Origin of the sequence: Solwaraspora sp. WMMA2059 (genome assembly GCF_027497315.1) — a bacterium.
Taxonomy (GTDB): domain Bacteria; phylum Actinomycetota; class Actinomycetes; order Mycobacteriales; family Micromonosporaceae; genus Micromonospora_E.
Map to the genome: position 1 here is coordinate 4894431 of NZ_CP114908.1, position 23765 is coordinate 4918195.

The 23765-nt window shown below is 68.0% G+C and carries 10 protein-coding genes and 2 pseudogenes; 4 read left to right on the forward strand and 8 right to left on the reverse strand.

The features are described from left to right. Positions 1–112: 112 nt before the first annotated feature. The 3 genes from O7553_RS22380 to O7553_RS22390 form a co-directional block, all read right to left on the reverse strand. Positions 113–1345 (reverse strand): helix-turn-helix domain-containing protein, encoded by a 1233-nt coding sequence (locus tag O7553_RS22380; protein ID WP_281551640.1) that lies wholly within the window; start codon positions 1343–1345, stop codon positions 113–115. Further along, entirely contained in the window at positions 1342–1485 is a 144-nt protein-coding gene (locus O7553_RS22385; protein ID WP_281551641.1) for a hypothetical protein, read from the reverse strand. The genes O7553_RS22380 and O7553_RS22385 overlap by 4 nt, the downstream gene beginning before the upstream one ends. A 134-nt stretch (positions 1486–1619) precedes the next feature. Beyond that, entirely contained in the window at positions 1620–2804 is a 1185-nt protein-coding gene (locus O7553_RS22390; RefSeq protein ID WP_281551642.1) for a helix-turn-helix transcriptional regulator, read from the reverse strand. Positions 2805–3340: 536 nt separating this feature from the next. On the opposite strand from O7553_RS22390, the gene O7553_RS22395 reads away from it, so the two are divergent. After that, positions 3341–4582: an IS4 family transposase gene (locus O7553_RS22395; protein ID WP_281551643.1), complete on the forward strand. Its 1242-nt coding sequence runs from the start codon at positions 3341–3343 to the stop codon at positions 4580–4582. 42 nt (positions 4583–4624) lie between these two features. Here the strand turns inward: O7553_RS22395 and O7553_RS22400 are convergent, their stop codons facing one another. After that, positions 4625–5317, reverse strand: a complete 693-nt coding sequence (locus O7553_RS22400) for a hypothetical protein (protein ID WP_281551644.1) — start codon at positions 5315–5317, stop codon at positions 4625–4627. 187 nt (positions 5318–5504) lie between these two features. Here O7553_RS22400 and O7553_RS22405 point away from each other — a divergent pair, with 187 nt between their 5' ends. Continuing rightward, complete coding sequence (locus O7553_RS22405; RefSeq protein WP_281551645.1) at positions 5505–6338, forward strand: transposase family protein; 834 nt, start codon at positions 5505–5507, stop codon at positions 6336–6338. Positions 6339–6560: 222 nt separating this feature from the next. Continuing rightward, a complete protein-coding gene (locus O7553_RS22410; protein ID WP_281551068.1) occupies positions 6561–7979 on the forward strand; it encodes an IS1380 family transposase in 1419 nt (472 codons plus the stop codon). Positions 7980–8356: 377 nt separating this feature from the next. Here the strand turns inward: O7553_RS22410 and O7553_RS22415 are convergent. The 4 genes and pseudogenes from O7553_RS22415 to O7553_RS22430 all read right to left on the reverse strand — a co-directional run. Further along, a pseudogene (locus tag O7553_RS22415) lies at positions 8357–9208 on the reverse strand (RHS repeat-associated core domain-containing protein); the annotation flags it as partial. 356 nt (positions 9209–9564) lie between these two features. Further along, entirely contained in the window at positions 9565–9963 is a 399-nt protein-coding gene (locus O7553_RS22420; protein WP_281551646.1) for a hypothetical protein, read from the reverse strand. 9 nt (positions 9964–9972) lie between these two features. Next, positions 9973–12270, reverse strand: a pseudogene (locus O7553_RS22425) (RHS repeat-associated core domain-containing protein); the annotation flags it as partial. Positions 12271–12396: 126 nt separating this feature from the next. Further along, complete coding sequence (locus tag O7553_RS22430) at positions 12397–15582, reverse strand: FG-GAP-like repeat-containing protein (RefSeq protein WP_281551647.1); 3186 nt, start codon at positions 15580–15582, stop codon at positions 12397–12399. A gap of 436 nt (positions 15583–16018) precedes the next feature. On the opposite strand from O7553_RS22430, the gene O7553_RS22435 reads away from it, so the two are divergent. After that, entirely contained in the window at positions 16019–23749 is a 7731-nt protein-coding gene (locus O7553_RS22435; protein WP_281551648.1) for a ricin-type beta-trefoil lectin domain protein, read from the forward strand. The last annotated feature ends 16 nt before the right edge of the window (positions 23750–23765 follow it).

Genomic DNA, 23765 nt, shown 5'->3' on the forward strand with positions numbered 1-23765 from the left:
TCCCAGGAGGTGAAACTACCACTATTCGAGAAGTGCGGATACCAAAATTTGAGCAACCGAGCTGCCAAATTTCGAGCACTTCACAGGGAGTCGCGGTCCAGCAGCCGGCTGGTCAGGGTCGTGGGGTGAGGCCGATGGTGGTGGCGAGGCGGGTCAGGTCGGGGGTGGGACCGGCCCGTAGGAGCGTGGCGACGACGGTGTGGGCGGTGGGTCGGGTGCGGGTTTCGGCGGGGGCGATCTGGTCGGCGGCGATGATGGCGCGGGCGGCGGCGGTGGGGTTGCCGGTGTCGAGGTAGGCGCGGGTGACGTCGATCAGGTGCGCGGCACGGTGCTCGGCGGGTAGCTCCCGCCAGCCGTGACCGGCGGTGCCGCGCTGGTGGTGGGTGATGGCCTGGTGCGGGTCGCCGAGGGCGGCGGCGAGGTGGGCGCGGGCGAGCGTGACCGTGGTCGGCCCGAAGGCGGTGGTTGTGTCGCCGTGGTCGGGGCGCCGCTGGTGGTGGCTCATGGTGGCTGCGTGTCTGTCGGCGCGGTCGGTGAGCTGGTGTGCGGTGGCGGGGTCGTTGCCGGTGGCGGCGGCGAGGGCGGCTTCGATCAGCAGGGTGCCGGCGAGGGCGTGGTCGTCGGGTGCCGGGTGGTCGGTCGTGGCCGGCGTGATGAGTGGTACGGCGGTGAGCGCGGCTCGCGTGGCGAGGGTGCTGCGGTGCAGGGCGCGGAGTGCCTGGGTGAGGGCGATGGCGGCTGCGGCGGTGTGCCGGGGGTGGCCGTTGGCGGTGGCGATGGCGCGGTCGGCGGCGAGCCAGGCGAGGTGGGGTTCGTTGAGTTTGGTCAGCAGGTGGGCGGTGAGCCGGTAGACCCGGGTGAGCAGGTACCCGGCGTCGGGGGCGTCGCTGGTGGTGGTGTAGCGGGTGTGGGTGAGCAGGTCGGGCAGCATGCGGAGTAGTTGCGGGTAGTGGGCGTGCTGGTAGGCGCTGTGGGCGTACTGGATGCCGCGGCGCAGGTCCTCGGCGGACGGTGTGGGTTGGTCGGGGGTGGGGGTGTCGTAGCGGGCGAGGGCGGCGCGGAGGTGTTCGACGGCGGCGGCCGTGGTGTTGGTGGTGGGTTCGGGCTGGCCGGTGGTGGGGCCGAGGATGGTTTCGGGGGTGACGCCGAGGACAGCGGCGACGGTGTGGACGACGGAGATGCGGTCGAGGGAGCGGATGCCGCGTTCGACCTTGTCGACCCACGAGTGGGACTTGCCGATCCGGTCGGCGAAGACCTGCTGGGTCAGGCCACGTCGGGTGCGGAGTTGGGCGATCCGCCGGCCGATGGGTAGTTCGGCGATGCGGTGGCGGCCGGGCGCGGTCATCGGTGCATGCTCCGGTGGATCTCCTCGGTGGTCGCCCCGCAACGGGGGCACCACCGGGACTTGACCCGGAACGCGAACAGGCCGAGGAGGAAGCCGGGCATCAGGCCGGCGAAGACGATCGGTAGCAGTCTGGCGATCACGAGCACTCCGCTGTTGTGAACGGCGGCCTCGTCGAGGAATCCAATGCCTGCCGCCTGGTGGATAGCACACGGTGGTATGCGCCACACAGGACAGTAAGAGTGCCTCGTAGTTGATCTATTACTACCGGTTATGGCTACAGGTTTATTCCGAGCCGGCCAGCAAGCATCCGTAGGTCGTCGGGGACCGCACGACGCTGGGTCCGGTGCGCGATGGCAACCACCGCCTCGCGGGCGAGTGGGTTCAACGCGAACGGTGCCGGCGCGGCCCGCTCGGCCTGGACGAACGCCGCCAGCGCCTCGGCGTCGCGTCGCCCACCGGCGGACAGCGCACGACCCAGGTCCAGCCAGTAGGACTGGTGACGGATGGCGGCGACGAGGGCATGAGGACGCACCGTACGGGACAGTTCGATGACGCGGCCGTGTTCGCCCAGCTCGGCGGCGATCGACATTTCCCAGAGGCCGACGTTGGTCGGCCCGAAGCCGCAGCCGTTGAAGCCCGCGCCGTCGGCTGGATCCCCGAGGCTCGCCGCGTCCCTGGCCGCCTCCGCCAGGTGATCACGAGCGTTGTCCACCCGACCACTGACAGCGCAGGTCAGTGCGGCCGTAAGGTGCAGCTGACCGAGCATCTGCCGTACTCGCTCATCAGCGGCGTCGGCCTGCACCTCGGCGAGCGACCGGTCGGCGGCTCGCGCCGCGAGCGCAGCGGACTCGATCGGCAGACTCTGGGTGTACGCGAACCGCGCCGCACCGATCCAGGCCGGATCCGCGACGTCCTCGGCGGCCGTCACCGCGATCCGGGCGGCGTTCAACGCGAGATGCCGGTAGCCGAGGTTCCGCAGGCAGGTCGAGGTCAGATAGGCGACATGGGCGAGCGTGGTCCCACCGACAGCGGCGGCAGCGTGCAGCAACCCGGGCAGCATCGGTGCCATCGCCGGGTAGTTCGCACTCGCCCTGAGCTGGTCAGCACGAGCGATCCGGGCGGCAAGCCCTTCAGCGCTGCCGGCGACTGGCTGCCGCTCGCCGTCCTCGATCTCGATCAGCGCCGACCAGATCCCCGGAACGCACGCCCCCGCCCGCTCCCGTGCCGGATCCCCCGACTCGGTGCCCTGACCAAGAAGGTCAGCCACGGTGACCTGAAGAGCACTCGCGATAGCGACCAAGGTGGAGCGACGGTCGATGCTCTTGTGTCCCGACTCCAACTGCGAAATGTACGACTGGCTGACGCCGGCCAAGCCAGCGAGGACCCCTTGGCTCATCCCGCCCCGACGCATCCGCCAGTACCGAATCCGCGCACCAACCGTGCTCACCTTCTCAGGCATACCGTCGCTAACCTCCTGGATAGCGGGCCGGGGCACCCCAGCTGACATGGCCGTCGGGTCGGCTACCCCGACCGTACCCGCCCTGAAGGTCCACGCACAGGCCCTGATCCATACCCCGGTCGCGGCAGCGGCGATCCTCCAGCTTCCACACCACTGACCTAAACTTGTGGTCGTTTTGTGGGCAATGGTGCGGGTTCCGAGCTAGGTGTGGGGTCGGGTGTGAGACGTGCAGAAGCTCCTGGTAGGACATGGATTGACTAGATCAACATGTTCCAACCAGGAGCTTCGGTGTCGGATTCTGCCATGGTGTCGACCGGTGCGGTGCGACAGGCCGCCGGTCAGCGGGAGTCGCTGCGGACGGCAGTGATCGCCGGTCCGGCTGGTATCGGGACCCTCGACGAGCAGGTGACCGGCCGGTTGTGGCCGATCCTGGCCGATGCCGCACACATCGGCCGGGCGCGGGCCACGGTTGGGCACGTCGACGCGCGGCGGCGGGTGCTGACCGGGGCGGTCACGGTGATGATCGTGCTCGGGCTGTGCCTGTTCCGGCGGGAGAGCACATCGGTGGTGACCGCACGGGTGACCTCACGGATCCCCCGGACCCGGTGGAGGGCACCCCGACCGCCGCGGCGGTGTCGAAGGCCCGGGGCAGACTCCCCGCGGCGGTGCACCAGCGGGTGTTCACCACCGGCGCCCGGTCCACACCGACGTTCGGGCCCGAGTCGTACGCGTTCGGTCTGCTGGTCACCGCGATCGACGGCACCGTGTTCGACCTGGCCGACACGGCGCGGACACGGGCCGGGTTCACCACCCCGACCGGCGGCCGGTTCCCGCAAGCCCGGATGGTCGCCCTGGTCGCCTGCGGCATCCGCTGGATCCTCGCCGCCCGTATCGCCTCCTCCGGGACCAGCGAACAGGCCCTCGCCGACGACCTGATCGGCGAACTCCAACCCGGCACCATCAACCTCGCCGACCGGGGCTTCTTCTCCATGGACCGCTGGACGCGGGCGGCCGCCACCGGGGCGCACCTGCTGTGGCGAGTCAAGAACGGCGCGCGGAGCCTGCCCGCCCGCCTGGTCGAGGTCCTCCCGGACGGCTCCGCGCTCGTGCAACTCGCCGAGTCCGACGCGATGCTGTCCCGCCGCCGCACCACCCGCGCCGACCGGGGTCTGCCCCGACTCCGTCCGACACTCGCCCGTCTGGTCGAGTTCACCGTCACCACCCGCGACCGCGCCGGCCGCACCACCCACAGCCGCTACCGCGTCCTGACCACCCTGCTCGACCACCACCGTCACCCCGCCACCGCCCTCGCCGCGCTCTACGCCGAACGATGGCAGATCGAACTCACCTACGGACGACTGAAGACCACCCTGCGGGAACCCGGCGCCCGACCACGCGGACAGACCCCCGAACTGGCCCACCAGGAACTCTGGGCGCTACTGACCGTCTACAACGCCCTCGTCCGACTCGCCGTGACCACCGCCGTCGACCTGAACATCGACCCCGACGCGGTCAGCTTCGCCACCGTCCTCGCCCTGACCCGCGCCCACCTCGCCAGCCAGAACCCAGCACCCTGCGTCAACTGCGGACGCCACGACCCCGACCCCACAACCGCACTACTCACCGCGATCGCCGCCCAACCCCTCAACCGACCCATCCGCACCCGCACCGGACCCCGCACCAACGACAACGAAGAACACAACGTACCCGCGATTTACCTACGAGATAACCATCAGCCACGTCGATCTACCGAAAGCCGGCAAACCGGCCAAAGTTAGGTCAGTGTATGTGAGCCAGGGCCGCTAGCTTGACACTCCGAACTAGATAAGGGATGCCGCAACTAGAACAGCCTCTTCGGCCGTGAGCGCCGTCGAGGTCCGGTCTTTACGGGGATCCTCAACGCGGAAAATTCCAGATGTCCAGGTAATCCACACCTCCCCTGCCGCGCGATCTCGATGATCCCGCATGATGCGCAGCATCGTTAAGTGAGTCACATAAGGAAAGCGGTGAGTGAGTAGGTGATTTTTGTGCGCAGCCAACAAGAGCGGCCGCAGGTCGACCAGGTCGGGATCAGATAACAAACTTTTCCATTGCACAGCAACTGGGTCGCCTTGGTCGAATTCTAGCGCCAATTCACCGGCAACCATGAATGGATATTGTGATAGCAATCCTTCGACTCCGACACCCATTCGCCACAATTCAGCCACTCGGATAATGTCGATAAGGTCGACTGACCCACCGGATGCCCATACGCGACCGCCAGCTATCAATGTCACGAAGAACCAACGCGACTCAGCTCCTAGTTGCACCAGCAAAGAGCCCTTATCGGAGGCAACCTCAGCGGTTACACGCCCGCCAGCCCCAGGCCTTGCCGAAATCACGCCGAGATTGATCCCACTGCGGGTCGCCAGGGAAGCCATAACTGAGGCCAGGTCGCCTTCTTTGGTAATTTCTGGATACAAGCCACCGCCCAGGAGATCGCTAGTTTCTTCACTCATTTCATCAAATCCCATTTCTGTGAATAGATAGGTTCGAGAATTGGATAGCTAGTCGTCGGTCGCGAACCAGAACTTGGGGAGATTCATAGAATCCCAGTCAGGCTCAGGGACGGCGATTCTAACTCCTCCCTCGCCATAGAACTTCACAGTACTCCAATGAGGCTTATTCAGCAGGGTCCAGTAACCCACAGTGGACCCCCCGATGAATGAGACGGCCCGCCCTCCCATAGGATGGAGTTTCCACACAACAACCAAAGAAAGCGGACCGCCGAGCATGTATCATACCACCGGCTTCACGACCGATCAGATTCGCGACCTCTGCGTGCTGGTCCGCGCCGAATGCCGGAACCTGGGCATGGAACCGTGGCCCCCGGTCCTCGGCCTCTACCGTGCCCTCGTGGTCGCGTTGACCTACATGCGTCGTAACCGTGTCCAAGCGGAGATCGCCGAGGCGCACGGCGTCTCCCAGTCGACGATCTCACGGGCGGTCACCGCCATCACCCCGGTCCTCGACCGCGTGCTGGCGGGGTTCGTGCCGACCGCCGACGAGCTCGACCCGACCGCCCAGTACATCGTCGACGGCACTCTGTTCCCCTGCTGGTCATGGCGCACGGACCGCTGTCTGTACTCCGGCAAGCACAAGACCACGGGCATGAGCGTCCAGGTCGCCTGTACCCTCGACGGCGCGCTCGCCTGGGTCTCCGATCCCGTCACCGGCAACCACCACGACTCGTACGCGATCAACGACACCGGTGTTCTCGTCAGCCTGAATCCCGGAGACTGGATCGGCGACAAGGGCTACGTCGGCAACGGCATGATCACTCCGTACAAGAAGCCCAAGGGCGGCGAGCTCACAGAGTGGCAGAAGGAATACAACAGGCAGGTCAACAAAATCCGCTGGGTCGTCGAACAGGTCATCGCAAACCTGAAGACCTGGAGAATCCTGCACACCGACTACCGCAGACCGCTCGCGACCTTCACGGAAACGATCTCCTGTGTCATCGGGCTGCACTTCTACAGGATCGCCTGTGAATAGACCTCAATCTCTCCGCTTAGTTGACACCGCCCTCGCGATCCAAGCCATCTCCTCCTCGGTAGCATGCGGCGCCACGCCCCCACGCTTTAGACCCTGGATATTCACGGGGTCGTGATCTTGTAACGGTTTCGTGAGGCCCGGAAACGCGGAAGTGCCTGCCAGGCAAGGGAAAATGGTGATTGCGACATCTACCAGGATCTCTAGCGAGGAGGCACTTCCGACGTGCGTGAGCTTACCGGATGGTCGAAGGACCTGCGTGTCACCGCCGACGGTGACGGGGTGGTGGCGATGGTCGGGGTGGCGGGCCTACGCATGCTCGCCGACCGCACCGGCCTGACGGCGGGCATCTCCACCGTGCTAGCCAGGCCGGGATTCGATCCGGTCCATGACCGGGGCCGGGTCCTGACTGACATCGCGTGTTCGATCGCCGCTGGCGGGACAGACGTGTACGACATCGAGGCGCTACGGGCCCAGGCCGCGTTGTTCGGGCCGGTGGCCTCGGACACCACCGCCCTGCGCGCGCTGGGTGAGATCAGCGACAGCGGTCTGCACCGCATCGACGCCGCGCGGGCGAAGTCGCGCGCGCATCTGTGGAGCCTGCTACCGGCCGGCGTGCCGGAGGCGACCTACGCCGGTGGCCTGAGCATGGGCGAGACGATCGTGCTGCGGGTGGACGGCACCATCACCGTGGCCCATTCCCGCAAGGAACACGCCGAGGCGACGTTCAAGAAGACGTTCGGGTTCCACAGCCTCGGCGTGTGGATCGACAACACCGGTGAACTGGCCGCCCTGATGCCCCGCCCCGGCAACGCCGGGGCGAACACCGCCGCCGATCTGATCGAGGTCCTGCGCCAGGCCATCGCGCAGATACCCGCCGACCGACGCGACGACCTGCTGATCACCTCCGACGGTGCCGGCGCCTCACACACGCTCATCGACTGGCTGCACAGCCTCGACCAGACCGGTGGGCGTCGAGTGGCGTACTCGATCGGGTTCGACGTCGACGAACACGTCCGGGCGGCATGCAACCGCCGACCCGACGACTGGTGGGTCCCGTGCCTGTCCAACACCACCGGCGAGGTCATCGACGGCCTTCAGGTCACCGAGATCACCGACCTGCTCCGCGAGCGGCTGACCGGCCTGAAGTGGCCGAAGACGATGCGGGTCATCGTGCGCCGGCGCAAGCTGTTCGACCACGAACAGGCCACCCTGTTCGACACCTGCGGCTACCGGTACTCGGCGTTCGTCACCAACACCGGCGCCCACGGCCCGGACGGCCTGTCCGTGCAACGCGCCGACGCCCGTCACCGCGTACACGCCCGCGTCGAAGACGACGTACGCACCACCAAGGACACCGGCCTCGGGCATCTGCCGTCCAAACAATGGCAGGTCAACAAGGCCTGGTGCGCCGCCGTCACCATCGCCGTGGACCTCACCGCGTGGATGCGCCTCTACGCGCTGACCGGCGCCCTGGCCAAGGCCGAGCCCAAGACACTGCGTTACCGGATCTTCCAGACCCCCGCACGCCTGGTCCGCGCCCGCCGCTACCGGTGGCTACGCCTACCCCACACCTGGCCCTGGGCCACCGACCTGGCCACCGCCATCGAGATCATCCGCCGGATGCCCATGCCCGCCACCTGACCACCCACACCACCGCCCCGACGACCAGGAGGAACCCCAGGAGACCACGCCACCGGCGCGACAGCCGGCCCACAACCACACCCAACGGAGCCGATACATCCACCGCCAACGATGCAGACTCGCTGGTCATCGAACGGCGTCAGACCCACGAAGAATCAGGGTAGACCGTTGTTGACCATGGTTTCGAAGTCACCAGCAAAACCCTTGGTGTTCACGTGCAAAGTAACGTTCCTATCTTCGATTGCACTAAGAACTGGACCCCGCCACTCATCAGCCGAGAGATTGTTATAGTGGATGAACCCATTTTTCTCAGCCCACGCACTTGTGCCCTCTTTGCGATAGCCAAGGGCTACATCGACTTTACCTTCGCCGCCGCCGCCGCTGGTGCCGCCGTTGGAGCGTGAGCTGGCGCCGGTGTTGCCGCCGGGTTTGGAGCTCGCCTTGCCGCTCCCGCCTCCTGCGCTGGTCCGGCCGCCGCCTCCGCTGTTGGTGGAGGCTTTGGGGTTGGTTTTGGCCTGGGCTTGTTTCTGGACGGGGTTGCCGGTCTTCTTCGACGCGTTGACAGCTTTGTTGCTGGTGGTGTTGGCCTTGTCTGCGGCTTTCTTCGCGAGGGCCTGGGCGGCGCGTTTGGCCCGTTCGGCGGCGGCCTTCTTCGCGTTCAACGCGGCGGTTTCGGCGGCGCGGGCCGCTTTGAGGACGGCCTGGGCGGCGGCTTTCGCTTTCTGCCAGGCCCTGATCGCGGAGAAGGTGCGTTCGACGGCCTTGACGATCCGGCCGAACGCTTTGAACAGTTTGAAGGCGGGCACGAACTCGGTGACCAGGTCGACGCAGGACCACACGTCGCCGCCGAAGCAGCCCAGCGCGGCGTTGAGGCCGATGAACTCCTTGAGCACGTCCCAGGCCACCGACAGGATGACCGACGTCATGGACCGGCCCGCGGCCGACCGGGCCTGGGCGACCTGCGCGGTGGACAGACCCGCACCGGCCAACGCCGCCGCCCGCTCCGACGCGGTCAGGCTGATCGACAGACCCGACGGGTCGGCGTGGGTGACCGGGTTGTTGTGCGCGTACGCGTAGCCGTTGGACTGCAACGGGTCCGCCACATCGAGGACCGGGTCGGCGGACAGGAACCGGCCCACCACCGGGTCGTACAGGCGGGCCCCCAACGGGGTGTAGCCGGACGCCTCATCCGGGGTCGCGCCCAGGAACCCGGCCCGGGTCTTCAGATTCGTGGCCAGAGCGGCCCGGCTACGCCGGGCCGCGCGACGACCAAGGCGGCCAGGCGATGCGTCCCGGTCGAAGCGATCAAGGCCGTGACGATCCCATCACGGGTCAACCCACGCGCCGGGTTCCGGGGATCGACGCCACGCCGCTACGCGCCGTGCCAACGAGCAGCCGCAATCTCGGTACCCAAGCCCTGAAATCCGCATCGATCCGTTCGCATACGCTCCGGATACCTGACATCAGTCGTGACAGCAACCGGGGTGCACAACCATGCACCCCGGCGCGTAAAGTCACTGAACCAGCACCATATGGAGTGGTCCACCGATGCTCCACAACTCCGGATCAATCGAACGTTTGGAAATCAAAGAGCCGACCGCTTGCGCCACTCTGCTTCAATTTCGGCGATCATTTCAGTTACGTTCTCATCCGAGAAGACGAACGGGCGCATTTGATCGACCACAGCCTCTCTTTTGGCTTCCGGCGTGGATAACTCACCCCACATTTCGGCCAGGTAATCGCGTACGGCAGGGCGTTCCATTGCTCGCGCTTCAAAGCGACGCCAATCACGCCAACCTTGCGCTTTCCGCGACTCCCCAATTTCTTCGTGATGCGCAATGATCGTCTCAACTAGCCGCTCATGTACGTGACTCAGGAACGGGCTACCTTTCACCGCCCAATCCACATCGGCCGCGTTGAAGCGGATCTCCATCAAGCCCTTCTGAAGTGCGTAAAGCTCGTCGATGTTGTTGATCTCGAACATACTTCCTCATCATCCGAATGGATTCGGGCCATGGAAAACCACGTCATCGAGCGTGAATCTGAACGACCCCGTGTGCATGAGCTCGTTGGGTTGTGAGCCAGGCACCAGTTTAGTCCCAGCGGGCAACCTGAACGCGATCAGGTGGGTTCCTCGGTCCCCGCCCCTTCCCATGAAGAGTGCGTTGCTTGTTTCCTTAGAGCTAAGCATCTCCCTTGTGAAGTACGTGACGCCCTTTGCGTTCGCAGTTACCACACCGCCGTCCATGATTTTGGCGTGATTGCCTTCGGACGTGTAATGGAATACGACATTGTCGTCTAGCGAGTCCGCAAGGTTATCTACGCTGTGCTTCGCTGCATCGCCGCAGTTGTGGACGAGGACCGGGGTTTTGCCGGCGATCACATGGTACGTGTGGACGCGGCTGATGGTGAGGTTGTGGACGGTGGCGTGTGGGACGGTCCTGCGGTGGATGGCGGTGATCTGGACCCAGGTGCCGGAGCTCGTCTGGAGCCACTGGCCGGGTTGGAGGTGGGTGGCGTCGATCCACTGGTCGAGTTCGGGGACCCAGAAGGGGTGTCCGTCGGTGGCGGTGATCTGGGCGACACCGGGGTCGCTGTGGCCGTTGGTGGTGTCTGGGTCTCTGCCCTCGTCGCCGTGTTGGCCGTCGGTGTCGATGGTGATGGTGACGAGGTGTTTGACGCCGTCGCCGGTGATGGTGGCGGTGACGGTCTCGACGCTGGTGGTGCCGGTTTCGGGGTCGGTGGCGATGACCTTGTCACCGGGCTTGACGTCCTCGATCGGCGTGGTGGTGCCGTCGGCCGTCAGGACCTTGGTGCCGGGGGTGAAGCTGTTGTTCAGCGGGCAACTGTCGGCGGGTTTGTCTCCTCCGCCGCTGGATCCGCCGTTGGAGCGTGAGCTGGCGCCGGTGTTGCCGCCGGGTTTGGAGCTCGCCTTGCCGCTCCCGCCTCCTGCGCTGGTCCGGCCGCCGCCTCCGCTGCTGGTGGAGGCTTTGGGGTTGGTTTTGGCCTGGGCTTGTTTCTGGACGGGGTTGCCGGTCTTCTTCGACGCGTTGACAGCTTTGCTGCTGGTGGTGTTGGCCTTGTCTGCGGCTTTCTTCGCGGCGGCCTGGGCGGCGCGTTTGGCCCGTTCGGCGGCGGCCTTCTTCGCGTTCAACGCGACGGTCTCGGCGGCGCGGGCCGCCCGCAGCACCGCCTGGGCGGCCGTTTTCGCTTTCTGCCAGGCCCTGATCGCGGAGAAGGTGCGTTCGACGGCCTTGACGATCCGGCCGAACGCTTTGAACAGTTTGAAGGCGGGCACGAACTCGGTGACCAGGTCGACGCAGGACCACACGTCGCCGCCGAAGCAGCCCAGCGCGGCGTTGAGGCCGATGAACTCCTTGAGCACGTCCCAGGCCACCGACAGGATGACCGACGTCATGGACCGGCCCGCGGCCGACCGGGCCTGGGCGACCTGCGCGGTGGACAGACCCGCACCGGCCAACGCCGCCGCCCGCTCCGACGCGGTCAGGCTGATCGACAGACCCGACGGGTCGGCGTGGGTGACCGGGTTGTTGTGCGCGTACGCGTAGCCGTTGGACTGCAACGGGTCCGCCACATCGAGGACCGGGTCGGCGGACAGGAACCGGCCCACCACCGGGTCGTACAGGCGGGCCCCCAACGGGGTGTAGCCGGACGCCTCGTCCGGGGTCGCGCCGAGGAACCCGGCCCGGGTCTTCAGATTCGTGGCCAGCACGTCGACGGCGCGGGGGTTACCGAACGGATCCCGTTTCAGGATCCGTACCGGCATCCCCGACAGGGTCGAACCGACCTCCGCGTACGGGCTGCCCTGATGATCGGCCGCGACCGCCGCCAACTGGACCGACGCCGACCCGTAGGCGTACCGCAGCATGCTGCCACCCGGCACCGCGTAGCTGCGCTGACTGTTGACGTTCACCCCACCAGCGGCCACCGTGACCACCGCGTCGGCCAGGTGCAGCGTCGCCCGCCGGTCCTGCACGGTCAGCAACCGCGCCCCGTCCGGACCGTAGACGTGCCGGGTCTCGTCCTGCGCCGACCACACCTGACCGGTCGCGGCAGCATCACACACGGCCAGCACGACCGGCGTCGAGTTCGCGGTCGCACCACCATCGACCGCCAGACACAGACCGGACCCGGTGTGCCGCAACTGCCCGGCCACCGTACGGGTCAACCGCTGCGCCGCGGTGCCGTCACACGCACGCAGCTGGACCGCCGACCCGGCCGTGTCCCCGTCCGGCTGGACACACCAGTCGTCGTACACCCGCAACGTGCCCGGGCCGGTGCCCGCGCCGCCGGCTACGCCATGCGCCGTGCTCGAACGGCTGCGACTACTGCTGCGCCCGGATCCCTATCAACGGCTCGACTTGCAGATCGGCAACGGACGTCGACGATGCGGCGGTCAGCCGAGGCCCTTGACGCCCGGATAGGCCGCATCTGAAAGAACCTGTACGGCGGTGCCTGCGGCGGAGGTGGAGGGATGGTAGACCCGCAGTTGTCCGTCCGACGTCCACCGGGCCCACATGTCGGGTATGCCGTCGCCGTTGACGTCGGGGACGCCGATCACCAGGTCGACGCTCGCGGCCGACCAGCCGGTGCCGAAGGAGACGTCACCGTCGCGGGAGTTTATGGCCAACTTCAACGAGTGCAGGTCGACGCTACCAGCGACGGTGCCAGGTAGGCCGTGCCGCACAGACATTCTGCCGTTGTCCAAGTCGCGCCACAGTAGGTCCGGGGTGCCGTCCTGGTCGATGTCGGCCACGTTGACGATTTCCCGCCGGGCCCAGGCGGTGCCCTCCATCAGGGTCGCCTGCTGGAAGCTGGCTCCGGTGTAGCCGCTCAACGTCCAGAATGCGGGGCCGGCCCGCAGGACCAGGTCGGGGTGACCGTCCCCGGTGATGTCCCCGACGGCCTTGAGCTGGGTCCAGATGGCCGGGTCCGGTGCGTCGGCCGGCAACCGCACCCGGATCCGGTCGTCGACGTCGAAGCTGCCGTACCCGTCGCCGGGGTAGATCCAGAAGCCGCCGTCGGGGGTGCGGACGAACAGATCGGTCACGCCGTCGCCGGGGAAGGCGTCGCCGTACTTGGTGAGCAGCGCGACCTGGGAGGTCGCCGGGTCGTACCAGTGACCAGCCGGGTCGAGCTGGCCATCGACGCTGTACGACGCCGCCAGGGATCCGTACAGGGCTCCGTCGGTGTCGCTGGGATAGGTCCGCAGATTGCCGTCGGCGTCGATGATCGTCAGATCGGGTCGTCCGTCACCGCCGGTGTCACCCGGCCCGTCGGCGGTGTCGCGAGGCGGTACGTAGAAGGTGTGGTCGGTACGGGCGCTCCGGTTGCCGGCCGCGTCGTACGCGTACACCTGCAGGGTGGTCGGGCCGGAGTGTCGGGGTCGCAGGTCGGGCACGGTCGCCGTGCCGGAGTTGGCGGTCACGTATGTCAGCTCACGCCCGCCGAGCGCGTAGCTGAACTGGGCGGCGTCGGCGGCGGTGAAGGTGACCGGACCGGTCTGGCCGAACTTCACCGTTGCCCAGGTCGCTCCGTCCGGGGTGGCGGCCAGGAACACGTCGCTGGTGACGGCCGGAGCCGGTGGCGCGCTGGCGTCGATCGTGATCCGACAGGGTTGATCACCTGGCGGGAAGTACCACGATGTCGCACCGTCGGTGTCCTCAGACCGGACGTCCCAGGAGTAGGTGACGCCGTCCACCAGGCTGGTGGCGGGGATCGTCACGCTGCCCCGGCCGCTGCTCAGGCTGGTGACGAGGGTCCCGGCGGGCACCGTGCCGCCGGTGGGCCAGAAGCGGAAGCGCAGCCCGCGCAGGTTTCCGTCCGGGTCTGAACCAGTGGCGGCCAGCACCAGGTTGGTCCGGGCGACGAGGGTGCCGCCGCCGGGCCCGGGGGCGCAGTTTCCGCCGGGTGTGATGGTGCCGGCGGTCGGCTCGTTGGGGCTGCGGTTGTAGACCACGGTCAGCTCGGTCGCACTGACCTGGAACTTGCGCCAGGTGTGGGTGTCGTCCTCATCGGTGGCCCGCATGACGAAGGTGATCTGGGACCAGCCGTTGGTCGCGCCGGCCTGGGCCCCCTGCTGCACGTCGAAGCTGACGTACGCGTCGGCGCACTGGTTGCTGTAGCCATGCGCGAACGACCGACGCTGCTGCTCGGAGATCCAGTCCGGCTGCTTCTTCCAGGTGGTGCCGGAGGAGATCGCACCGGTGAGCCACAGCCGCATCTCCCGGGCCTGGCAGCTCCACGAATGGTTGTTCAGCAGCCGCAGACTCGCCGAACTGACCGTGGCGCCCTCGATGCTGCTGTTGAATCCCATCCGCCAGAAGGTGCGGGCGCGCAGCGGCGTCTCCTCCTCGTAGCCGACCCGAGCGACGGTGCTGCCGTTGTTGAAGTTGGTGCCGTTCCAGGTGTTGGTATTCGGGTGCTGGCTGTAGATGGTCGCCCACGCTTGGGTGGTGCTGCGCATCGTCGGATCGAGGAAGATCGGGAACCGGGCATCGGGGTCGTCCAGCAGTCCGCTGGCCGCCGCGTCCAGCCGCAGCCGCGCCTCACCGGTGCCGTCACCGTCGAGTGTGCTGGGCAGTTGGCCGACCTTGGAGCCCGGCTCGGCACCGCTGAGGCCGGACAGGCTCAGCACGTCGGTCGTGGTGGCCACCGAGGTACGCGGGGGCGAGTCGGGGTCGTCCGTGTTGCGTCCGGAGGAGTCCCAGCCGAACGGGGTGGGGATGGAGCTGATCTCCTCGTCGTCGGCCGGGTCGAGGATCCGGACCCCGCCGGTGACCGGATCGTGCTGGAAGACAGCGGTCGCCGACCGCAGGCCGTAGTTGATCTGGCGGACCGAGTCCACCGTGGCCGCGTCGGGCGTCTTGACGATCAGAAGTTGGCCGACGCCGCCGTCGTCGCGTACCACCATCAGCAGGTCGACGCCGGGCAGCACGTCGGGGTAGAGCGCCCGGGGGCCGTCGAGCACCGGCTCGGGTAGCGGACCGGGCCAGGTGTACGTGATGGTGTGACCGTCGAGGTCCAGCTCGGCCAGCACCCGGTCAGTGGTGTCGGTGGTGTCGGCAGGCTGGTTGTCCGCTGCCGCGTACCGGTCGGCGGCCGCTCCGCCGCTGGAGAAGCGGACCGGTGCCGGGGCGTTGACCGGCCGTACGCCGAGACCGTCGGCGTCGTCGGTGACCCGGCTGCGGCCGGCTCCGTCGGCCCGGCCCTGGTCGGCCGCACCGGTGCGGGTGAGGGTGGTGTCGAGTTCCGCCCACTGCCCGGTGGTGTCGCGGGCCCGCTGTGCGATGGCGTGGCTGGTGGTACGCAGTTGCCCGTCCGGTCTGGCCCAGGTGAGTGAGGTGGCGGTCGTCGCGGTGTCGATCAGCACCTCCTCACCGGTGCGGCGGGCCTGAGCCAGGGCCGCTGAGTCGTCGAGCGGGCCAGCCGACGGTGCCGGGTCCGGGGCGACGAGCCGGTCGATGGTGGACCGCAGCCAGGGCAGCGTCGCGGCGACGAGCGCGACCACCAGCAGACCGACGGTCAGAGCGAGCCTGGTGCGCGTACGCGTGAATGGGCTGAGCAGGCGAGGCGCGGTCACTGCGGTCTACTCCCGTGGGACCCGGTGGGCAGGGACGATGTGGACACCACTGCGCCCGCTCGGCGGCCACGGGGCAGAAGTCCGCACACGATCGCACGGACACCACTGTCGACGCGCCCCTCTTTAACGTTATTAACCTGATATATCCCACTGGTGCGCATCGCCACCCGCGCCGGAATACGAGTCTTTGTCAGCTTTTGCTAGTGGCAACTCATCCATGTATTGCGATTTCAAGATCTCTACGCCTTGTGTGCAGATTGCCACCACAGGTCGTGATTGACCAGTGACGCAGTTCACTCAGATCCCTGCCGTCAACCTGCCGCTCACTTGAGTGTCAGATCAACTTGACGCAGAGTGCTCACGACCGTGCCCCACACCCGGCGTGTGCTCTCGCGGTCCGTCCGCACCTTCTCTTCGCGCCTGGGAGTCGACGCGCATGCGTGGAACCGGTCCACAGTCCTGGCAGCTGGACCGCCGAGCCGCCGGTGACCGAGCCACCCGTACCAGAGCACGCCGGCTCGGCCGACGGCTTGCCAGCCGGGGCGGCACGCTCCTGCTGACGGCGGTCATGGTGGTGACGGTCCTGCCCGCGCAGGCATGGGCGATACCCGGCCCGGGAATGAGTCGCGAAGCGATCGAGGTCGACCTGCCGGACATCCCGGACGCCGAACGGGTCGGCCAGGACGAGTCAGCCGAATCCGACCTGACCACCGCCGACGAGGTACCGGTGGTGCCGTACGAACCGCAGGCCGTCACCCCGTGGGAGTCCGGCGACGGCACCGTGGACCTCACCGGTGTGGCCGCTGGTGAGACGCTGCCGGTCGACGACCTGCCGGTCGCGCTCGGCGTACCGTCCGATGGCGACCCGGCCGATCTCGCCGGCAGCTGGGCTGTCGGCCTCGCCGCCCCCGAGGCGTCCCAGGCCGCCGGCGTCGCCGGCCTGATCATGAAGATCACCCCGCCGGCCACCGCCGACCCGGCCGCCGAGGTCGCGCTGACCGTCGACTACACCACCTTCGCCGACCTGTACGGGCCGCAGGCCGCCGACCGGTTCGGCTTCCTGCTGCTGCCCGAATGCGTCTACGACGCCCCGGACAGTGGCGACTGCGCCACCGCCGACGGCAGCACCGGCCGCAGCGCCGGACCACAGGCCGGCGGTGCCGGCATCACCGGGACCGGCGAGTTCACCCCGGCACCGAGCCAGGTCTCGGTGGCGTCGACCCGGCGCGTGGTCCGCGGCACCGTCCCGGTCAGCGCGCTGCTGGCGGGCGAGCCCGCAGCAGGCCGGGCCACCACGTCCGCCACGTCGTCGAGTGTGGTCGGCGTACTGGACACCGGCGCGTCAGCGGCCGGCGACTACACCGCCACCCCGCTGCTCTCCTCCGGCTCCTGGGCGGCCGGTTCCTCCTCCGGCGCGTTCACCTACGGCTACCAGGTGCAGGTGCCGGAGACCTCCGGCGGGCTGATGCCGCAGGTCAACCTGTCGTACTCGTCGCAGTCGGTGGACGGGCGGACCTCGGCCACCAACAACCAGGCCTCCTGGATCGGCGACGGCTGGGACTACGCCGCCGGGTCGATCACCCGCAGCTACGCCAACTGCCGGCAGGACTCGAAGAAGGCCGGCTCCAACAACGCCAGCCACCGCACCGGTGACCTGTGCTGGGGGTCGAACAACGCCACCCTGTCGCTGGGTGGGATGACCACCGAACTTGTCCTCGACGACGACGAGCAAACCTGGATCACCGCCAACGGCGACGGCTCCAAGGTGCAGCTACTCAAGGACTCCGGGCTGGCCAACGGCGACGCCGACGGCGAGTACTGGGTGGTCACCACCCGCGACGGCACCCGGCACTGGTTCGGTCGGCACCGGCTGCCCGGCTGGTCGTCCGGCGACCCGGTGACCAACTCGGTGCTCACCGCCCCCGTCTACGGCAACCACCCGGGTGAACCCTGCTACCAGGTCGGCAACTGGGCCGGGTCGGCCTGCACCCAGGCGTGGCGCTGGTCCCTCGACTACGTCGAGGACGTCCACGGCAACGCGATGAGCCTGTGGTGGGCGAAGGAGATCAACTACTACGCCCGCAACTTCAACTTCAAGGACCCGGTCCGCTACGACCGGGGCGGCTACCTGACCCGGATCGACTACGGCCAGCGCGCCGACAGCGTCTACTCGGCCGCGCCGCTGGCCGGGGTCTCCTTCACCGTCGCCGAACGCTGCTTCGCTGAAGGCTCGCTGACCTGCACCGAAGCCAACTTCACCAGCACCGACCCGAGCAACTACCGGATCTGGTACGACACCCCGGCCGACCTGCACTGCACCGCTGGGCAGAAGTGCTGGAACGCCTCCCCGGCGTTCTTCACCCGCAAACGACTGGACCGGATCACCACCTCAGCGCAGCGGCAGCCCGGCTCCACCGCACTGCAGACCGTCGACGAATACCGGCTCAAGCAGTCCTTCCCGATCCTGCGGACCGGGCTCAACACGGCACTGTGGCTGGAGTCGGTCACCCGCACCGGCTACGGCCGTAGCGGGAACCCCGACGACAAAATCGCCCTCAACGCGGTGCGGTTCGAAGCCAACCCCGACGACATGCCCAACCGGGTACGCCGCGACGACCGGCCCAACTTCTCCCGGCTGCGCATCGGCCGGGTCATCAACGAGTACGGCGGCGAAACGATCGTCACGTACAAGCAGCCGACCGGGGCCTGCGACACCGGCACCGGCCTGCCCGGCAAGAACGACACCGCCGCGTTGAAGGCCAACACCCGGCTCTGCTATCCGTCCTACTGGCACCCCGACCCGGCAGTCGAGGACATCGACTGGTTCCACAAGTACGTCGTCGACACCGTCGAGGAACTGCCCGCCGTCGACGGTGCCTACCCCACCGTCACCCGGTACTCCTACGCCGACGCCGGCTGGAAACTCACCGAGCAGGAGTTCACCAAGAAGTCCACCCGCACCTACTCGCGGTTCGCCGGCTTCGGCCAGGTCACCGTGATCACCGGCGACGACGACCCGGCCATCGGCAGCCGCCGGAGCAAGTCCGTCACCCGGTACTTCCGCGGCCTGGGCGACACCGTCGACGTCCACGACATCGACGGCGTGTTGATCGCCTCCGACGCCGAGCCGTTCGCCGGCCGGATCGCCGAGGAACTCACCTACACCAGCGCCGACGACGCCGACGCGGCGTGGCTGACCCGCAGCATTACCGTGCCGGCCGCCACCGAACTCGCCCGGCGGGACCGCGACGACGGGCTCAGCCCGCTACGCGCCTGGCGGGTCACCGAACCCCGGCAGATCACGTACACCCGATCCTCCGGGACCGGCGACGACACCCGCACCCAACGGGTCGTCGAAGCCCGCACCACCTACGAGACGATGTACGGGCTGCCCACGCACGTCGAGTCCCGAGGCGACACCGGCCGCCCCGGCGACGAGTCCTGCACGTACGTCGACTACCTGCACCGGGCCGACCAGCACGTCATCGGGATGACCCGCCAGCTGCGGACCAGCCCGACGCTGTGCGCGGACGCCGACTTCGACGACCTGACCACACTCAGCTCGGCCAGCCGGGTCGGCTACGACGGCCAGCCGTACGGCACCGCCCTCGCCGCGTCGACCCGGGCCCTGGTCACCGGCTCCTGGTCGTTGAAGGCCGACGGGTCCGGTTTCCAGAGCGACGGCACCGTCGCCTTCGACGCGATCGGCCGGGTGGTGTCCCGCACCGATCCGGACGGTAGGACCTCGACGACCACCTTTGAACCGGCCACCGGGCAGGCCTACGAGGTCGTCGAACGCAACTCGCTCGGCCACGAACAGACCGTCGAGGTCGACCCGGGTCGCGGTGTCGCCGTACGCAGCACCGACCCGAACGGGCACGTCAGCCAGTCGACGTACGACCCGCTCGGTCGCCTCGTCGAAGTCTGGGCGCCCGGACGGACCCCGACCGCCGGCGCGGTCCCGGACTTCAGCGCCGAATACCACCTGCCGGCCGGCAAACCGCCGTACGTGGTCACTCGCAGCCGCGGCCACGAGAACCGGGTCGAAACCGCCGTCACCCTCTACGACGGGCTCGGCCGGGAACGGCAGAGCCAGCAGGAAGCCGTCGGCGGCGGCCGGCTGATCAGCGACACGCTCTACAACACCTCCGGTGAGGTGTGGCAGACCAACAACGCCTACTACGCCGAGGGTGCACCGAGCGGCGGGCTGTTCACCCCGCTCGCCGACACCGCCGTGCCGAACGCCACCCGCTACACCTACGACGGTCTCGGCCGGGTCGTCACCGAGATGCCGGTGCTGCGCGGCACGGAAGCACCGGAGCGGGCAACCCGCTACGAGTACGGCACCGACCACTCCACCGTGATCAACCCGGCTGGCTCGCCGTCGTACCGGACCTACTCGGACGCCATCGGCCGCACCGTCCGGGTCGACACGTTCACCGACGCCGCGCGCACCGAGTTCACCACCATGCGGTACGGCTACCACCCGCGCGGCCAGCTGGCGTCGGCCACCCACTCCGCCGACCCGGACCGCCCGTGGACCTGGAGCTACGACCAGCGCGGCCGGCTCGTCACCGCCAACGACCCGGACTCCGGCAGCACGACGCTGACGTACGACCACCGGGACCGGCCGCTGACCTCGACGAACGCGCGTGGCGTGACGGTGTGGAACGGTTACGACGAGCTGTCCCGGCCGACGCAGCAGCGGCTCGACGGGCCGGGCGGGACGTTGCTGGCCGAGTACGGCTACGACACCGCGCCGGGTGGCATCGGGCTGCCGGCGGCCGCGACCCGCTACACCGACGGGTTGGCGTACACGCAGCAGGTCGGTGGTTACACCGACGACTACCAGCCGACGTCGACGACGTTGACGTTGCCGCAGTCGGTCGCCGACATGTGGGGTCTGGCGGAGTCCTACACGTACGGCTACGCGTACACCGACACCGGGCTGCCGGCGTCGGTCGACCTGCCGGCGGTCGGTCGGATGCCGGCCGAGCAGGTGCTGGTCCGGTACACGGCCGACGGGTTGCCGCTGTCGGTGTCCGGGCAGGACTGGTACGGCGCGGAGACGGTCTACTCGCCGTACGGGCAGGTGCTCCGGTCGACGTTGGGCGCGCAGCCGCACCGGGTGTGGACGACGGCGTCGTACGACGACGCCAGTGGCGCGTTGACCGATCAGCGGGTGTTCCGGGAGCAGACCGGTGATCAGGCGATCGTCGGCGGGAACCTGGTGTCGCACCGGTCGTACGGCTACGACGCGGCCGGTAACGTCACCGCGATCCGGGAGCACGCGGCCGGCATTCAGGAACGGCAGTGTTTCGGCTACGACCCGCTGGGCCAGCTGACCGGGGCGTGGACGGCTGCCGACCAGACCTCGTGCGCGGTGGCGCCGGCTGCCGCGTCGGTGGCGGCGGGTCCGGACGGGGCCGGCTACTGGCAGGAGTACTCCTATGACCTGCTCGGTAACCGGTCGGAGCTGGTGGAGAAGGACCTCGGTGGTGACACCGGGAAGGACGCGACGACGACGTACGGCTACGGCGGCGCGGACGGGTCGCAGCCGCGGACGTTGACGTCGGTCCGTAAGGAGTATGTGACGCCGGCGGGTGCGCAGGTGACGGCCGAGGCCGAGCGGTTGTACGAGGCAACCGGTGAGACGCGGTCTGTGCAGTCGGTGCCTTCCGGTGACGTGCAGGAGCTGACCTGGACCTACGACGGTCAGGTGGAGCGGATCGCCGGTCAGGGCGGTGGTGGCGGGACCGCCTATGTGGGTGTGGTGGGTAAGTGTCTGGACCTGCAGGCGGGGTTCGCGGTTGCCGGTCAGCAGGTGCAGTTGTACGAGTGCAACGGCACGACGGCGCAGCGGTGGTCGTTCACGGTGGTGGACGGGCAGCCGGATGCCGATCTGGGCACGTTGCGGGTGTACGACGACTGGTGTGTCCAGCCGGACGGGGACACGGCCGGGTCGGCTGTCCAGTTGCGTGCGTGTGACGGCACCGCGGCGCAGCGGTTGACCCGTACGGTGGTCGGGCAGTTGCGGCACACCGGGTCCGGTCTGTGTCTGGCGGTCGATGGTGGTGCGACCGTGAACTCGACGCCGGTCGTGTTGGCCGTGTGTGATGCTGCCGCGACCGGTCAGGTGTGGTCGGCGCAGGACGAGACCCGGCACGTCTACGGTCCGGACGGGGCGCGGTTGCTGACCGTGCAGGACCGGCGGGCGACGCTGCACCTGGCCGACGCGGTGGTCACGGTGGCGGCTGGTGGGGTGAACGTCAACAGTCAGCGTAGCTACGCGGTGCCGGGTGGCGGCATGCTGCGGTACGCCTACGGGTCGGCGTCGGTCCAGTTGGCGGCGGTCGCGGCCGATCATCAGGGCAGCCCGTACGCGGAGGTCGGTTCGACCCTGGCGGGGATGCCGGTACGGATCCTGAAACGGGATCCGTTCGGTAACCCCCGCGCGGTCGACGTGCTGGCCACGAATCTGAAGACCCGGGCCGGGTTCCTGGGCGCGGTCCCGGATGAGGCGTCCGGCTACACCCCGTTGGGGGCCCGCCTGTACGACCCGGTGGTGGGCCGGTTCCTGTCCGCCGACCCGGTCCTCGATGTGGCGGACCCGTTGCAGTCCAACGGGTACGCGTACGCGCACAACAACCCGGTCACCCACGCCGACCCGTCGGGTCTGTCGATCAGCCTGACCGCGTCGGAGCGGGCGGCGGCGTTGGCCGGGGCGGGTCTGTCCACCGCGCAGGTCGCCCAGGCCCGGTCGGCCGCGGGCCGGTCCATGACGTCGGTCATCCTGTCGGTGGCCTGGGACGTGTTGAAGGAGTTCATCGGCCTCAACGCCGCGCTGGGCTGCTTCGGCGGCGACGTGTGGTCCTGTGTCGATCTGGTCACCGAGTTCGTGCCCGCCTTCAAACTGTTCAAAGCGTTCGGCCGGATCGTCAAGGCCGTCGAACGCACCTTCTCCGCGATCAGGGCCTGGCAGAAAGCGAAAACGGCAGCCCAGGCGGTGCTGCGGGCGGCCCGCGCCGCCGAGACCGTCGCGTTGAACGCGAAGAAGGCGGCCGCTGAGCGGGCGAAACGCGCCGCCCAGGCCCTCGCGAAGAAAGCCGCAGACAAGGCCAACACCACCAGCAACAAAGCTGTCAACGCGTCGAAGAAGACCGGCAACCCCGTCCAAAAACAGGCCCAGGCCAAAACCAACCCCAAAGCCTCCACCAGCAGCGGAGGCGGCGGCCGGACCAGCGCAGGAGGCGGGAGCGGCAAGGCGAGCTCCAAACCCGGCGGCAACACCGGCGCCAGCACCCGCTCCAACGGCGGCACCAGCGGCGGAGGAGACAAACCCGCCGACAGTTGCCCGCTGAACAACAGCTTCACCCCCGGCACCAAGGTCCTGATGGCCGACGGCACCACCACGCCGATCGAGGACGTCAAGCCCGGTGACAAGGTCATCGCCACCGACCCCGAAACCGGCACCACCAGCGTCGAGACCGTCACCGCCACCATCACCGGCGACGGCGTCAAACACCTGGTGAAGATCACCATCGACACCGACGGCCAGCACGGCCCGGAGACCGCCCAGGTCACCGCCACCGACGGACACCCCTTCTGGGTCCCCGAACTCGACCAGTGGACCGACGCCACCGACCTCCAACCCGGCCAATGGCTCCACACCAGCACCGGCACCTGGATACAAATCACCGCAATCCACCGCAGGACCGTCCCGCGAGCCGTCGTCCACAACCTCACCATCAGCCACGTCCACACGTACCATGTACTCGCCGGTGATACGCCGGTCCTCACGCACAATTGCGGCGACGAGGGTCCTCCAGAAGACGAAAGCGAGTGGTTCTTCCGCGGGGTAGACGAAAACCATCGTTCATACAATGCGCAGCACGGTGGCACGGTGACGCCGATGGGTGGTCACAGTGACCCAGTTCTTCACAACGACAACAATACGGAAAGTATCTACACCTCATGGACCTCCAGTAGGACAACGGCCGAGAGGCATGCGAGGAACCTTTCGGGTAGGGGTGTTGTTTTGATGGTGCGCCGCGGAACAACGGGTCCCATCATTGATATGGCATTTATGGGGATGGATAAGTGGGGGGAGAGTGAAGTGCTTATTCAGGGTGTCGTGAAGGTTCAGAAGCACTATCACGTACGTTAAGAAGTAGGGGGTGCAA